This is a genomic window from Paenibacillus sp. EZ-K15, assembly GCF_002573715.1.
Lineage (GTDB): Bacteria > Bacillota > Bacilli > Paenibacillales > Paenibacillaceae > Paenibacillus_AQ.
The window spans coordinates 68,915-85,003 of the sequence record NZ_PDHM01000012.1 but is presented as its reverse complement, the minus strand read 5'-3'; the positions used below and the strand labels follow the sequence as shown (position 1 = coordinate 85,003).

Genomic DNA, 16,089 nt, shown 5'->3' with positions numbered 1-16,089 from the left:
TAAAATACAATCTTGAGGAGATGAATGAACATGGAAAGACGTTATGCCTCACACCCGAACGAAGTGAAACAATTTGACACAGAAAGACTCCGCAAGGAATTCCATATCCCAGTCCTGTTTACGCCTGATAAGCTGGAGCTTGTCCTGACGCACGAAGATCGTATGATTGTCGGTGGCGCCGCTCCCGTTCGAGAGCAGGTCAAACTGGAAACGGACCTTAAAGAATTGGGTGTTTCCTCTTTCCTGGAACGCCGTGAGCTTGGCATTATCAATATTGGCGGACATGGTACCGTGCTGGTTGACGGTGCAGAGCATGAATTGAACAACAAAGAATGCTTGTACGTTGGCATGGGTACGGAAGAGGTTATTTTTAAAAGCACGGATCCATCCAACCCAGCCAAATTCTATTTGAATTCTGCGCCGGCGCACCAAACATTCCCGACAGCTAAAGCCACTTTGGAGGAAGCTGATTCCAGCGCTTTGGGCGATATCAAAAATTCCAATGATCGCGTGATCTATCGTTTCATCCATCAAAAAGGCATTGAGAGCGCCCAGCTTGTTATGGGCATGACCCTGCTGAAAGAAGGAAACATGTGGAACACGATGCCTGCCCATACCCATCCAAGACGCATGGAGGCTTATCTCTATTTTGATTTACCGGAAGAAGCGGTTGTCATCCATCTGATGGGGGAACCTAATGAAACGCGGCACATCGTTATGCGCAATGAACAGGCCGTGATTTCGCCAAGCTGGTCGATCCACAGCGGCGTAGGCACAAGCAACTATACCTTCATCTGGGGTATGGCCGGAGATAATAAACGTTATGATGATATGGACCCGGTGTCCATAAAAGATTTAAAATAGAGGGGATTATCCATTAACCCACGGAAGAGTTGAGATTCATATGAACCCGTTACGACGCTATGAAAAAATAATGGAGTACCTTCTAACCCATAAAGAAGTGACCGTCGCCGATCTAAGCCAGCAGCTTCAGGTGACCGGAAAAACGATTCGCGAGGATCTGACCAAGCTGGAGGAACAGGGTCTAATCGTTCGTGTGCATGGCGGGGCTGTGCTTGCGCACAGCGATCAATTCGGCATCCTGCCGTCCAAAGAACCACTTGCCAAGCACCCGAATGAAAAAACCGAAATCGCGCTGAAAGCACTGAAGCATATCAATACCGACGACATCATTGCCCTGGACGGAGGCAGCACCACGCTGGAGATCGCTCGCAGGCTTGAAGACGTGCCCTTAACGGTCATTACGAACGATGTCTATATCATCAGCGAACTGGCGACGAAGAATCATATCCGTTTGGTCGTACCGGGGGGCTACCGGGTCCGGAATATGCTCGCAGGCCCCGAAGGCGTATCGTATGTAACCCAGTTGAACATTCAAAAGGCCTTCATATCCGCGACGGGCGTCCATCTTGATCATGGATTGTCCATATATACCGGGGACTTGATCCCTTTCAAACGGGCATTAATCGAAACCTCGCTGGAGGTTTATGCCGTTGTCGACCATCATAAATTCGGGCAAACGGCATTAAGGACTTTTTCATCCCTGCAGGAGATCAGCGGCATCATTACCGATACGGGACTGTCACCCGAGACGGTCAATCAATATGTTGGTGCCGGCGTTACTATGCTGTAACCGCTGCATAAAACTTAACGACCGGGCTAGCTTCATACGATTCTAATAGAGAGCAAGTGAGAGGGGATTTACGGAGCATGAACAGGTTTGATTTATCAGGCAAAACTGCAATCGTCACAGGTTCCGCCAGAGGATTGGGACAAGGCATCGCGATAGCTCTAGCCGAAGCCGGCGCGGATATCGTTGCCGTGTCCATGAATACAAGCGCCGAAACGATAGATGCCATCACTTCACTCGGCAGAAAAGCTTCCGAAATTCAGGTCGATCTAAGCGACCAGAGCAAACTCCAGCAGACTTTTGACCAAGCGCTGGAGCTAACGGGGCACGTGGACATTCTCGTGAACAATGCCGGCATTATCCGCCGGACACCGGCCAAGGATCATGCTACACAGGATTGGCTTGACGTGATTGATTTGAATCTGAATACTGTATTCTTACTGTCCCAACTGGCCGGAAGACATATGATTGAACGCGGCAGCGGCAAAATCATTAATATCTGCTCGATGCTGTCCTACCAAGGCGGAATCAACGTGCCCGGATATACGGCAAGCAAGCATGGTGTTGCCGGTCTTACGAAAGCATTGGCTAATGAATGGGCAGCCAGCGGCATCCAGGTGAACGGAATTGCTCCCGGTTATATCGAAACCGATAATACGGCAGCTATCCGTCAGGATGAGGAACGACGTACTTCCATTACGGATCGTATTCCTGCCGGACGCTGGGGTAAACCCGAGGATATTGGCGGACCTGCCGTATTCCTCGCTTCCGCCGCTTCGGATTACATGAACGGACATGTACTTTGTGTTGATGGCGGATGGATGGCCCGTTAAGGGTCATAAAGCGCTGTATCAAAAGCATGTCAACCTAAGTTTCATTCCAATCTAGCGATAAGAGGCTGTGCTTTTCCACTGCTGCTGCAGGCGGAGGAAGCACAGCCTCTTTCTCGTCCATTCCCCTCTTTCATCTGATTAGAGACCCTAAGTTCTTGCCGAGTACCGACATTTCACGAATATACGAACCATCCTTTGGGACATCCTAACTTTACGAAATGGGCCTCGAAGGACCGTAAATAAAGAAAGGATGGTTTCTGAAGTCATGCGTGGAAAAAAATCGATACGTTGGATCAGTCTTGCCTGTTTATTCACACTGATCGGTTCAATAGTCCTTACCGGCTGCACCCCTAACAGCAATGACCGGGTGCCAACCCCCAATATGGGCGTAAACCCTTACCGGGTGAACACCGGCTTCCTGCTTCGGAATGCCGTGGAACGCGGAACCCTGCGAATTGCAACGGAACGGGATTATCCCCCCTTCAGTTACCATGGAACGGGCGGAAGACTTACGGGTTTCGATGTGGAAATCGCTGAAGAGGTTGCCCGTCATATGGAGCTAAGAGCAGAATTCGTTGAAACCGAGTGGGAGAATTTGCTGCCAGGGCTGACAGAAGGCAAATACGACACGGTCTTCAACCAGATTGAAGACCGGCCGGACCGGCGGGCACTTTATGATTTTTCCGTCGCTTATCTATCCTCTACTCCGGTTCTGCTTGTGCGTTCCTCGGGCGAAGATCAGATCCGTACCTTCTCGGATATCAAGGGTAAGCGTGTCGGCCTGAACCCCACCGGAATCTATAAGGATATGGCCAAGAAGCATGGAGCGGACATCGTCCCGATCAAATATATATCAGACGCAGCCCACAAGCTCGCAAATGGAGAGCTGGATGCCGTCATTTCGGACCAGTTATCCGTGACCAACCTGAAGCAGCAGTTCCCTGATCTACCGGTTGCTGCCGCTGAATCCGCCGATCAGGTGTTCGAGATTTCCGCCGCCTTTGTAAAAGGGAATCCGGATCTCGTCGCTGCCGTTGATAACGCACTGGCTACCATGCAGCAGGACGGAACGTATTTGACCATTTGGAACAAATACTTTGGAGACGCCCCGGTGAGTTATAAAGGCATCCATGATCGAAAGGTTAAATAGAATTTTCAACATTCAAAATTCCTGACAAAAAGGCGCTTGCTTTGCTGAATACCAGCAAAGCAAGCGCCTTTTTACATGTGCATATTATGATTCTTCGGCTGTCTCTCCCGCATTCGCTTCCTTAGCGTCCGCTTCATCCTCTGTCTCTTCAGCCTCAACGGCACGAGGCACGATAACGGTTGCGAGAACCTCCTCATCCGAAGCATGTAACGTAATACCCTCCGGTACTTTAATATCTGCAACCGTAAGCTTGTCGCCTATCTCCAGAGCGGATACGTCTGCTTCAAGGGTGGAAGGCAGTTCGCCTGGCAAGCCCTCTACTTCGATTTCGGTCACCTGGGTTTGCAGAATACCGCCAGATTTCGTTCCGACAGCAGTACCATGATAATCCACCGGAATGCTGACACGAACCGGCTTATTCATGGAGATCCGCAGAAAGTCCACATGGGATACAGTGCCGCGTCTCTTTTGAATGTCCTTAATCAAAACCGGAATTTTACCGGAGCCTGGAATATCAAGCTGGAATACCTCCGAACGTCCGGTGTGAAACAGCTTGGCCGTATCCTTGAAATTAACAGCAACCGGGATGCTTTCCTCACCCCCGCCGTATACGACGCCGGGGATTCCGCCATTCTCGCGAAGCACTCGGCGAGAAGCCCGTGTAAATTCGTTACGAACATCTGCTTGGAGTTGAACTGTGTTTCCTTTTGACATGAGTGACATCCTCCTTTATCGAAAACAAAGTCTATCTCATTATTACCCTATTTCCCTGCTAACTAATCATGAGATGCAGATGTTTTAAATTTCAATCCAATGGGTAATGAATGGTACCCCTTTTGAAATATAAATAATGGGAGCCCCCTTTCAGTACAAAAGGAGGGCTCCTTATTTTTTTTACGATACAATCCTAAAGCTCGCCATATCCTGCTGCTCTTGGCCCCCAGAGCCTTCGTCTTTGTGACATTGCAGCGAAATCCGTACCTTTGCTTCATCCGGCGGAATATCGATAAACCAGTCGTTCTCGCCTTCCCGATCCTCCCAATCATTCAACCTGACGATACAGCCGACCCGTTTGGTTCCGGAGGCTGCGTAGAAGACCGCTCGAGCTTTGCCGCTGTCCGCCTTTGAGAATGGCACGCTGCCATCCTGCACGCCCGTTCCCCACACCCATACGTTCCAGCCATCATAAGCTTGATCACGTCTCTCATATTCGATCTCAACGGTAGTCAGCCCTTGCTTCTTCTGGGCCTGATCCTCGTACAACACCATCAGCGACAGCCCTGGGACGGCTATAGCTCCTTGGTCCAACGTCTCGATCGTATCCGTACCTGCCTGGTGATCATTCACCACGATGTTCCAGCGGTAAGGCGTAGGCGGCAGATCAACCGTCATTTCATGCTCATTCCCGTTCACGATCACAACGATCTGTCCCCAGCTATCTTGTGCGGCATGATGCGTTAACCGGTAGGCAATAATCCGATCGCTGCTGCGCAGTACTTCCATATGTTCCTCAATCTCTTCTCTGGCTGCCATCCGAAATGCTGGATGGGCTTTGCGCAGGGCAATAAGGCCTTTGTAGTAGTCAAACACAGGTCTGAATCGTTTCTTGTTCGACCAGCGGATGGCATTAACGGCATCCCCGCTGCGGTAGCTGTTATGATCGCCAAATTTCGTGCGAAGCAGCTCATCGCCGGCATGCAGCAGCGGAATCCCCTGAGAGAGCAGTACAATGCCGTTAGCCAGCAAGCTGCGGCGCACAGGCACTGCCGACATCACATCTTCATCAGGAATATCGACATAAGGCTTCGATGCAGCGGTTGCCTGCCATACATCGCCGCCGTTAACCAGCTTCCCGTCCATCAGATGGAGCAGCCCTGCCTGCTCTTCCATCCCGTGTGCCACCAAAATTTTGTCCCACAGATTCAAATTATCGTGCACGGTGACGTAATTGACCGTCTCATCCGGATGCAGCGCAAAATCATGGATCGAGCCCATCATCCCTTCAACGACCGCACCCTCGTACCACGGTTCGCCCGTAGCAAACCCAGGGCCGCGCCCGTCATTGTCACCCTTAATGGCATGCCGGAAATGATCATTGAATACAGCAAAGCCTTGACCCTTCTGGCTTCCTTTGACGGTCTGCTCCGTTAACGGGCTTAAGCCTCCTGTCCAGGGCTCACCGTAGAACAAGAGAGAGCTATCGACCTCACGACGCAGCTCGCTTACAATTTCTTTCATCGTTGTTATATCGATCAGAGCCATCAGATCAAACCGAAATCCGTCGATATGATACTCCTCCGCCCAGTACCTTAAGGAATCCTTGATATATTTACGTACCATCGGCTTCTCCGTAGCCAGCTCGTTGCCTACGCCTGAACCGTTCGATAAATTGCCATATCCGTCCTTGCGATAGAAATACCCTGGCGCCAATCTTTCAAAAGGACCGTCATCCACCGTATACGTATGGTTGTAAACCACGTCCATGACGACACGGATCCCCCTCGCATGCAGAGCCAGAATCATCTCCTTCAGCTCCCGGATGCGCACAATTGGATCCATAGGATCTGTCGCATATGAACCTTCAGGAACGTTGTAATTTTGCGGATCATACCCCCAGTTATACTCGCGGTTTAAGCAGCCGGTTTCATAACCGTCCAGCTCATTGACCGTTCGAAAATCAAATACCGGCAGCAGATGCACATGGGTTACACCCAATTCTTCAAGATGATCCAGGCCAATGGTATTCCCTTCGGAATCCCGCAGGCCACCCTCCGTGAATGCCTTATATTTTCCTCTATATTTCATTCCCGAATCGGTATGAATCGAGAAGTCGCGTACATGAAGCTCATAGAGCACCGCATCCGTAGGCTTCAGCAGCTTGGGCCTAACATCCCGCTCCCACCCCGGCGGATTGCTCTTCGCCAGATCAACAACCGCCCCGCGGCAGCCGTTGGCGGACACCGCTGTTGCATAGGGGTCAACGGCATAACACACGTCACCGTCCACTGACTCGATTTGGTACATATAATACGTTCCATGAAGATCCCTGTTTACGACAGTCGACCATATACCGTCGCCACTATGTTCCATTGAATATAAAATACCGCCCTCGTGATCCGTTACGAGACCTTGCTCGTTATACTCTCCCGGACTTTCATACAAAGCCAGTCTCACATGAACCGCTTCCGGAGCCCATACCTGAAAGGCCGTTCCCTCTCTTCGGTAGGTTGCCCCGAGCTTAACACTTGTACAGCTCTTGATCATGTCCATAGTCATCATCACCGTCACTTATAAGTAGATTTACTTCCTAGTATGGGCGCCTGAATCATAAGACAGACCTCTAGCACATGAATGTAGAACGCTTTCATATACCATGATATGCCAAAAGCCCTGATTTGGTTTGGGTTTGATGCCAATTAACTATATATTTAGGCTATTATACTAGCAAATGTGCCGGGTGTCTTTCTTTTGACAAAAAAAACATCTGCCCAAATGGACAGATGTTGTCAATGTATGGTTATCGTGGAAAAAGATTAGTAGAGTCCTCAAAACAAACGAAGTGCTTCATCAATTCCTAAGACCGTTCAGGCCTTCTTCCCCTTACTCGCCTGCAACTTCTATGGATTCCACCAGAGCCACTACTTCCTCTGCGGTACCCATTTCAAGTGCTTTGGCAGCGAGTGCCTGCATATCACTGCGGGACAGCTTCCCGATCTGGCTGCGCGCCGGAAGAATGGATGTAGCGCTCATGCTAAACTCATCCAGCCCCAACCCGAGGAGAATCGGAATCGCCGTGGCGTCACCGGCCATTTCACCGCACATACCAACCCAGCGGCCTTCGCGATGAGCGGCATCGATAACCATTTTAACCAGTCGCAAAATCGCTGGATTATAGGGTTGATACAAATAAGCAACCCGTTCATTCATGCGGTCAGCAGCCATCGTATACTGGATAAGATCATTCGTTCCGATACTGAAGAAATCAACCTCTTTGGCAAACTGATCGGCAAGCACCGCTGTGGATGGAATCTCCACCATAATCCCGAGTTGGATCTCCTCGGATACCGGAATGCCTTCGCTTACAAGTTTGGATTTCTCTTCCTCCAAAAGCGCTTTGGCTTCGCGGAATTCACCGAGTGTCGCGATCATGGGAAACATGATTCGCAGATTGCCATGGACGCTTGCGCGGAGCAGTGCCCGAAGCTGTGTTCTGAAAATATCCTGACGGTCCAGGCACAACCTAATGGCCCGGAATCCCAGGAACGGATTCATTTCCTTAGGAAGATCCAGATAAGGCAGTTCCTTGTCCCCGCCGATATCAAGCGTGCGGACAACAACCGGCTTACCTTCCATTTTCTCCAGTACCGATTTATAAGCGACATACTGGATCTCTTCGGAAGGAAGTTTATCTCTGCCCATGTACAAGAATTCCGTACGATACAATCCTACCGCTTCCCCACCATTCTCCAACACGCCAGTTACATCGTTTGGTGTCCCGATATTGGCGGCCAGTTCCACATGGATCCCGTCCTTGGATACCGTCGGTTCGGAGCGGAGTTTCTTCCATTCCTCGACCTGTTTGGCGTAGGCATCCTGCTTCGCACGGTATTGGGCTACAATAGCTTCAGTAGGATTAATGATGACATCCCCTTCCAGTCCGTCAACGATGATCAAGTCCCCGTTTTGGACCGAAGAGAGCACGTTTTTCGTTCCGACGACAGCCGGAATTTCAAGCGAACGGGCCATGATGGCAGAATGCGAGGTACGCCCGCCAATATTCGTCGTAAATCCTTTAACGTAGTTGCGGTTCAACTGCGCTGTATCCGACGGGGTCAAGTCCTCTGCAACCACGATCACTTCTTCGCTGATTTCGGATGGACTGACATAATTCAGGCCGAGCAGATGCTTAAGAATACGTTTGGTTACGTCGCGCATATCCGCTGCCCGCTCCTGCAAGTAGGCACTCTTCATGTTCTCGAACATTTGAATGAATTGGGTTGCCGTTTCATTTAAGGCATATTCAGCGTTAACCGAATCGGAAGCGATTTTCGCTTTGACCGGTTCAATCAATTCCGGATCATTCAGGATGAGAAGGTGAGATTCGAAAATCTCAGCCTTCTTCTCCCCGAGTTCCTGAAGCGTGCGGGCTTTGATCGCTTCCAGCTCAGCCTGGGACTGAGCCAGCGCCGCATCCAGCTTCGAAAGCTCGGCATCCGTGTCTGCCACTTGCTTTTCCGTAACAGAGTAATCGGGATGCTCCAGCGTAAAAGCACGTGCAATCGCGATGCCTGCGGAAGCCGCGATTCCTTTCAAATTATTCATGAAGCTCGCCTAACCCTTCGTTCACCATCACTTCTTGCAGTGCAGTCAGCGCTTCGCTCTCATTGCCGCCTTCCGTGATCAGTGTCAATGTATCACCTTGCTCCAATCCGAGGGACAGAACGCCCAGGATCGATTTCAACGTTACTTTTTTGCCGTTAGCTTCGGCAAATGAATTGGTATCCTGGAATTTGTTAGCCGTATTTACCAATGCTGTTGCCGGACGTGCGTGAATTCCATCTTCGTCAATAATTCTGAATGTTTGTTGCATGTTCATCATCCTACTTTCGTATATTTTAATTTTTTTAGAATCCTTGAGATTAACGTGAAGTTAAGGTTTCAATATGGTGATGATCCCTTGTTCACCGCTTTTTACTTCACCGGTCTTGTTCAGCTTCACAGAAGCTCCTTCCGGCAAATTCGAGAAGATCACAGGAGAGATAATCGATTTGGCATTCGCCTTCACATAATCCAGATCCACTTGCATGATCGGTTGGCCTGTAGATACCAGATCCCCCTCCTGAACAAGCACTTCAAACCCTTGCCCCTTCAGCTTAACGGTATTGACGCCGATATGGACAAGCACTTCCTTGCCGCCATCGGACATAATGCCGACCGCATGCTTGCTGGGGAATACGTTAAACACAGTTCCGTTAACAGGAGAAGCGATCGTTCCGTTATGAGGCAATACCGCAAATCCATCCCCCGTCATTCGTTCTGCAAACACAGGATCAGGTACATGAGAAATATCCATAAGCTCTCCATCGACTGGAGATACAATCTCCTCCATGACAAGCGTTTCTCCGTCCTGACCCGCCTGCAACTCCTCTTTAGCAGTCGGCATCGTCTCCACATCCGCTGCTGCAGGTGCGGTAGTCGGTGTTATACCCGACATAATGTCCTGAATTTGCGATTTAATCGTATCGGAACGCGTTCCGAATATCGCCTGGATATTATTCCCCACCTCCAGCACACCTGACGCACCCAACTGTTTCAGCCTTGTCTTATCGACATGGCCCTTATCTTTCACCTCTACCCGAAGACGGGTAATGCAGGCATCCAGATGCGCAATGTTAGGTTGGCCGCCAAGCGCAGTCAGAATGTTAAGCGGCAGTTCATTTTTGCTGTCACCACTTGCTCTCTGGGAGCCTGATTCCGACTCCGATGCAGAAGCTTCCTCCCGGCCCGGCGTCTTCAGATTGAATTTCCGAATGACAAACCGGAATCCGAAATAGTAGATTACTGCCATGATAGCACCAACAATGAGTACATTCCACCATGGCGTCCGATTCGGAATGACACCGAATATCATGTAATCGATCAGGCCGCCCGAGAAGGTCATGCCAATCTTGGTACCCAGAATATGCATGGTCATGAAGGATAGACCTGCGAACAGCGCATGCACGACGAACAAGATCGGTGCGACGAACAGGAAGGAGAACTCAAGCGGTTCCGTGATCCCGGTCAAGAAGGAGGTCAGTGCTGCCGACCCCATAATACCAGCGACGAACTTTTTGTTCTCCGGTCTCGCTTCATGATAGATGGCAAGCGCAGCAGCAGGAAGACCAAACATCATAAACGGATATTTACCCGTCATGAAGGTGCCTGCCGTAAACTCCACACCATCCCGAAGCTGAGCCATGAATATATTTTGATCACCGCGCACCATTTGACCTGCCTGATTCAAATATTCCCCGAACTCAAACCAGAATGGAGAATAGAAAATGTGGTGCAGACCGAACGGAATCAATCCGCGTTCCACAACGCCGAACACAAAAGCGGACAGCGTCAGGTTTTGCTCCAGCATAAAATGGGATGCAGTGTTAAGCGCAGACTGGATCGGTGGCCATATAAAGACCATTAACAGACCAAGCAAAACGGACGTTGCAGCCGTCATAATCGGAACAAAGCGTTTTCCTGCAAAAAAGCCCAGATAGGACGGAAGCTCTATTTTGAAAAATCTTCGGTACATGCTTGCCGCTAATATACCTACAATAATTCCGCCGAATACCCCGGTTGCCAGGGTCGGAATGCCAAGCACGCTGGCATATTCGTAATTCGTGCCAATCATCGATGGCGTCACACCTATAACGCTGCCCATGGTAACGTTCATGACAAGGTAACCGATGATCGCAGCAAGCCCGGCCACACCTTCACCTCCGGCCAAGCCGACGGCAACCCCCACTGCAAACAGCAAGGATAAATTCGTGAACACGATTTGTCCCGCATTCATCATGACAGTGGCAGCTGCTTGAACCCAAGCCGCATTGAGCCACGGTGCATACTGCAGGAAATCAGGGTTGACCAGCATATTTCCAAGGCCGAGTAATAGTCCGGCCGCCGGCAATATGGCCACGGGCAGCATCAGGGCTTTACCGACCCTTTGCAGGACGCCAAAAAGCCGCTTAAACATGAAAATTCTCACCCTCTATCTAGTTGTGATCACAAGCTGAATGTAGAACATCATAAAACAACCAAATCAAAAAAAGGCATGAGTAACCACGGGAAAATGGATGGCTAATCTCATGGATTAGATTACCCAAAAATGGGTAATAACAACCAAATTCCTGCAATACTCATGCCTGATCGAATCAGTTACACGTTTGATTTGAAGTTTTATGCTTCATAACTGTTCGTATTGTAACATCGTTCATTTTTCGTTGCAACCACATGGTAAGGGACTTAATAAAATCTTCACATTTGCTCGCCCTGCTCTTTGCGCTGGACCAGCCGCTCCAGATGAATGGTCAAATAACCGGCTTCAGCGGGATATACGGGCTTCTTCAGGCGCTGCTCCATCATCTTTGTCAGTTTCCATGCCAAGGAATACGTCTCGGGATATTCACGCTTCAGCAGACCATCCAATGAACTCGTCTCGTTTACCGCTTCTCCCCGCCGAATCCGCTCCAACGCAAACCGGAGATGGGTTAGTAAACGGGAATAATCCAATGAATCCTTCGGGATGGTATAATCCAGCTGCTGTTCAACGGTATGTACTAGATCCGAGATCAGCTCCGAATGTTTGCGAACCTCCGAAATGTGCTGGTTTGTGAGCGCGCCGTGAAAATGAAGGGCAATGAATCCGATTTCCTCTTGGCCCAAGTCGACCCCAAGCTTCTCCCGGATGGTACGGACGGCGTATTCCGCCATCTCGTACTCTTCAGGATACATCTCTCGGGTTTCGTATAAAAAGGGATTATGAATATAGAGACCTTGGGCATGGCGTTTAATGGCAAATGCAATATGATCAGTCAACGCAATGTGGATATGCTCATTCAGAGGAGCGTCGCTGGATTTGGCAGCATTCAGAATAATGTCATTCATCGCCTCAATCAGCTTCTCATCGATATGAGGCACCAGCTGCTTATACTGCTCCTGCTCCTCCGGTTTGGTCAAAATGAACATCTTCTCGGCAGCGGAGGCCAGGATACGGTCTTTATTCTTCCGGTTAAAGCCAATTCCCTTGCCAATAACAACAACCTCGCCATGTTGAGGATGCTTCGCTATGATTACATTATTATTCAACACTTTAGCCACTTGTAAGCTGCTCACGTTTGCACCTCTTTTTGATTCATACGCGTATACTCGGATATCTTATCAGAAATATCAGAGCGCGGCAAAATCATATGTGGTTGCCAAAGTCTCCAAAGCGCCGTACTGCTGCCTGTGGCCGCTATCCAATCCTACTTGCCGCTCGTTCTATTCTTCCTTCGCAGCACTTGTCTCAACAGGCACCGGTACAGGTACAAGCTCCTGCTCCACAGCTACCGGCTTTTGGGCCGGAGCAGACTTCTTGGTCAATCCTTTAATCAGTTCTTCCACATCAATCCCTGACACACTCTTCAGCATTTCAGGCGCCGTGGACATCAGCTCGGTCACATAATTGCTCACGCGAGCTGCTCCCTCGCCTTTGCCTGTATCAACAACCGTCAGCTTATCGATGGACGAGATTGGCTCAGCAATCTTGCCGGCAAGCTCAGGCAGCATTTTTACGATGATGTCGAGCACAGCAGCTTCTCCGAACTTCTGGAAAGCTTCGGCGAGTTTCTCTTTGGCATCGGCTTCGGCAATACCGCGCAGGCGAATGACTTCGGCTTCAGCCGTACCTTTCGCACGCTCAGCATCCGCAACCGCCAGACCATCCAGGCGCTTCTGTTCCGCAGAAGCTTTAGCTTGGGTTTCGATGGAATACTGCAAGGCATCCGCTTCGCGCATCTTGCGGGCCTTATCCGCTTCGGCGGCCTGCTCAACGGCATAGCGATCCGCTTCGGCCTTTTTCTTCACGTCCGCGTCATACTGCTTCTCACGAATCATGATTTCTTTTTCCTGCAGATCGATTTCCCGTTCCTTACGAACGAGCTCAACCTTCATCTGCTCCTCAACCGCCGTTTGTTTGGCACGGGCTTCCTGGATATGATAGGCTTGGTCCGCTTCGGCCTTCGCCGTATCCTGCTCTTTCTTAAAAGACGCGACCTTCAGCTCCCGTTCCTTCTCAGCTTCCGCGATGTTGGTATCACGTATAACCTCAGCCTTCTGTCCTTCTTCTTCCGCACGCGCTTTCTGAATCCGCGCGTCACGCACCGCTTCGGCTTCGGCAATCTCCGCATCCCGCTTTACCGTAGCGATCCGTGGTTTACCCAGCGCTTCCAGATATCCATGCTTATCGCGAACGTCCTTAATGGTAAAGGAGACGATCTGCAATCCCATCTTCTTGAGGTCTCTTGCAGCGACACCCTGAACCTCCTGCGCGAATTTATCGCGGTTACGGTAAACTTCCTCTACCGTCATGGAACCGAGAATGGCACGAAGATGACCTTCCAGCACTTCCTGGGCTTCGCCCTTCAGCGCTTCAATCGGCTTACCCATGAATTGCTCGGCTGCCGTTGCCACATCTTCGATCGAGCTTCCCACTTTTATGATGGCTACCCCATCGGCCATAACCGGAACGCCTTGCTCCGTGTACACTTCAGGTGTCATAACATCCAGTTTATGAGATAAGAGCGATACAAATTCGGAGCGCTGAAATACGGGAAGTATAAATGCGCCTCCGCCGCGCACGATTTTGATTTTGCGACCGGATTCATCCTCCGACAAATTTCTACTTCCCAAAAAAGAACCGGTTACGATCATCGCTTCATCCGGGCTCACCGTTTTGTAACGGGCCCAGAACGCAAGTCCTAACACGACAATGACACCTACAACAATCGACGGAATTACTAAGAATTCTGGCATTGAATCAATCCTCTCCTTTTCGTTCTTCCAGTTCGGACACTCTCAGGACACCCTCAACAACGTCGACAACCACCACACGGACACCTGCGGGGAGACTTTGGCGATCAAAGCTAGACGCGATGTGCGTCGTGTTGCCTGCGCCAACCTTGACCATCACTTCACCGAATCCTTCTGCAGGAAGCGGTACGGTGACAACGCCGATCATGCCCGCGAGCTCCTTTATGGAGAAGCCCGTCGAGTTCTCGCTGTTCGCCATCGGTTTAACATAGCCGAAGTAGACGAGAATCGAAATGACGATAGCCGCTAAGACAGACAGCGTTACATGGGCACCTGCCGCTAATTCCGTGTATTTCGTCAGCATGATTCCGGTACCGCCAAATACGGTGATTCCTCCAGCGATCACAACCGGATTGAAAAAATCCACTGACAAAAAGTCCAATAATCCGTCAAGCGCCGAGCTAAGTATGTCACCAAGCACTACGGTTACGATGGCAAATATCACGCCTCCGATAAGACAGCCCCAATATAACGCTTCCATGTTGATTGCCCCCTCTAGAACTCCTTACTGTGTATAACAAGTAATACGGCAAAATGTTTGCTAAAGTTTCAATTATTTCCCTCAAACGTATGAAAATCTCTTCATATCTATATTCCACGTCCCAATTAAAAAGCCTGCACGGCATGAACCGGCAGGCTTTGAACCCATTCCTATTCCTTGTCATGTAACGACAGGACAACCCTTATAGCGACATTTTATAAATCTCCACGACGTCTTCACGCTGCAGCTTGCGGAAGTTGCCAAAAGGACCAAACCGCATCGCCTTATCGGCCATAGCCTCGATCTGGCTGTCGTCAATCTCGTACGCTCCCAGCGTGCTTGGCGCACCGATGGAAGTCCAGAAGCTGCGAAGCGCTTTAATTCCTTCCAATCCGATGGCTTCATCGCTTTTTCCTGCCGGGTCCACTCCGAATACGTTCACGGCAAGTGACTTGAAGCGCTGAGGATCCGCACTTTGATTATATTTCATCCAATTCGGGAACAGGATCGCCAGTCCGCCGCCATGCGGAATATCGTATACGGCAGATACCGCGTGCTCGATGTTATGGGTTCCCCAGTCACCGGCCATCCCCATATTGATCATGCCGTTGAGCGCCATCGTTCCGCAGTACATGATCGTCTCGCGGTGCTCATAGTTCTCCAGATCCTCAACCAGCTTCGGTGCCGTATCGATAACGGTACGAAGTATCGTTTCGCAGAATCCGTCCTGCACGGGCGTGTTGGTGTCTTGGTGGAAGTAGTGCTCCAGCACGTGAGACATGATATCTACGATACCGTACACCGTTTGATCCCGCGGAAGAGAGAACGTATGTACAGGGTCCAGAATCGAAAATGCGGGGTACGCATGAGGACTTCCCCAGCCCATCTTCTCTTGGGTTACTTCATTGGTGATGACGGAGCCGCCGTTCATCTCCGATCCCGTTGCAGCCATCGTAAGTACCGTTCCAAGTGGAAGACCCGCTTGCGGAACGGCTTTGCGTTCGACGAAATCCCACATATCTCCGTCATATTTGGCGCCAACGGTAATGGCCTTGGAGCAGTCAAGGACGCTTCCGCCGCCAACGGCCAGAATAAGATCAATGTCATGCTCCCGGCACAATGCCACACCCTTATGAACCGTCGACAGGCGCGGGTTCGGTTCCACACCGGCAAGCTCCGTCACTGCTGCATTCGCTTCCTTGAGCAATGCGATAACCTGATCGTACAGTCCGCTGCGCTTGATGCTGCCGCCACCATATACGAGTAATACGTTTCGGCCATATTTGGCCACTTCACCACTTAAAGCGCTCAACTGGCCCTTGCCAAAAATCAATTGAGTCGGATTATGAAAAACAAAAGGTCTCAT

Annotated in this window: 13 protein-coding genes; 4 read left to right on the top strand and 9 right to left on the bottom strand. The window is 50.2% G+C overall.

From position 1 onward, the window contains the following. The first annotated feature begins 30 nt into the window (after positions 1-30). The 4 genes from kduI to CRG97_RS08455 all read left to right on the top strand — a co-directional run bounded on the left by kduI (position 31) and on the right by CRG97_RS08455 (position 3,634). Entirely contained in the window at positions 31-864 is an 834-nt protein-coding gene (kduI, locus tag CRG97_RS08470; protein WP_098742621.1) for a 5-dehydro-4-deoxy-D-glucuronate isomerase, read from the top strand. Positions 865-904: 40 nt separating this feature from the next. Next, positions 905-1,654 (top strand): DeoR/GlpR family DNA-binding transcription regulator, encoded by a 750-nt coding sequence (locus CRG97_RS08465; protein ID WP_098742620.1) that lies wholly within the window; start codon positions 905-907, stop codon positions 1,652-1,654. 77 nt (positions 1,655-1,731) lie between these two features. Further along, on the top strand, positions 1,732-2,484 hold the full coding sequence (gene kduD, locus CRG97_RS08460) for a 2-dehydro-3-deoxy-D-gluconate 5-dehydrogenase KduD (protein ID WP_076320483.1): 753 nt from the start codon (positions 1,732-1,734) through the stop codon (positions 2,482-2,484). Between the two features lie 265 nt (positions 2,485-2,749). Next, positions 2,750-3,634, top strand: a complete 885-nt coding sequence (locus CRG97_RS08455) for a transporter substrate-binding domain-containing protein (protein WP_098742619.1) — start codon at positions 2,750-2,752, stop codon at positions 3,632-3,634. Between the two features lie 84 nt (positions 3,635-3,718). Here the strand turns inward: CRG97_RS08455 and CRG97_RS08450 are convergent, their stop codons facing one another. The 9 genes from CRG97_RS08450 to CRG97_RS08410 form a co-directional block, all read right to left on the bottom strand. Next, the gene (locus CRG97_RS08450; RefSeq protein WP_098742618.1) at positions 3,719-4,348 is read right to left on the bottom strand and encodes a 50S ribosomal protein L25; all 630 of its coding nucleotides are present in this window, start codon (positions 4,346-4,348) and stop codon (positions 3,719-3,721) included. A gap of 180 nt (positions 4,349-4,528) precedes the next feature. Continuing rightward, positions 4,529-6,898, bottom strand: coding sequence for a type I pullulanase (pulA, locus tag CRG97_RS08445; RefSeq protein WP_098743081.1), 2,370 nt, complete (start codon positions 6,896-6,898; stop codon positions 4,529-4,531). Positions 6,899-7,234: 336 nt separating this feature from the next. Next, positions 7,235-8,956, bottom strand: coding sequence for a phosphoenolpyruvate--protein phosphotransferase (gene ptsP, locus CRG97_RS08440; protein ID WP_098742617.1), 1,722 nt, complete (start codon positions 8,954-8,956; stop codon positions 7,235-7,237). Further along, positions 8,949-9,224 carry an HPr family phosphocarrier protein gene (locus CRG97_RS08435; protein ID WP_009591829.1) on the bottom strand — a complete coding sequence of 92 codons (276 nt, stop codon included), beginning with the start codon at positions 9,222-9,224 and terminating at the stop codon, positions 8,949-8,951. The genes ptsP and CRG97_RS08435 overlap by 8 nt, the downstream gene beginning before the upstream one ends. 60 nt (positions 9,225-9,284) lie before the next feature. Next, positions 9,285-11,366, bottom strand: a complete 2,082-nt coding sequence (gene ptsG / locus CRG97_RS08430; protein WP_098742616.1) for a glucose-specific PTS transporter subunit IIBC — start codon at positions 11,364-11,366, stop codon at positions 9,285-9,287. 281 nt (positions 11,367-11,647) lie between these two features. Then, complete coding sequence (gene glcT, locus CRG97_RS08425; RefSeq protein ID WP_098742615.1) at positions 11,648-12,505, bottom strand: glucose PTS transporter transcription antiterminator GlcT; 858 nt, start codon at positions 12,503-12,505, stop codon at positions 11,648-11,650. 147 nt (positions 12,506-12,652) lie between these two features. Continuing rightward, positions 12,653-14,185: a flotillin family protein gene (locus CRG97_RS08420; protein WP_076320477.1), complete on the bottom strand. Its 1,533-nt coding sequence runs from the start codon at positions 14,183-14,185 to the stop codon at positions 12,653-12,655. A 4-nt stretch (positions 14,186-14,189) separates the two neighbouring features. Next, positions 14,190-14,723 carry an NfeD family membrane protein gene (locus CRG97_RS08415; protein WP_076320476.1) on the bottom strand — a complete coding sequence of 178 codons (534 nt, stop codon included), beginning with the start codon at positions 14,721-14,723 and terminating at the stop codon, positions 14,190-14,192. Between the two features lie 202 nt (positions 14,724-14,925). Beyond that, complete coding sequence (locus tag CRG97_RS08410) at positions 14,926-16,089, bottom strand: iron-containing alcohol dehydrogenase (protein ID WP_098742614.1); 1,164 nt, start codon at positions 16,087-16,089, stop codon at positions 14,926-14,928.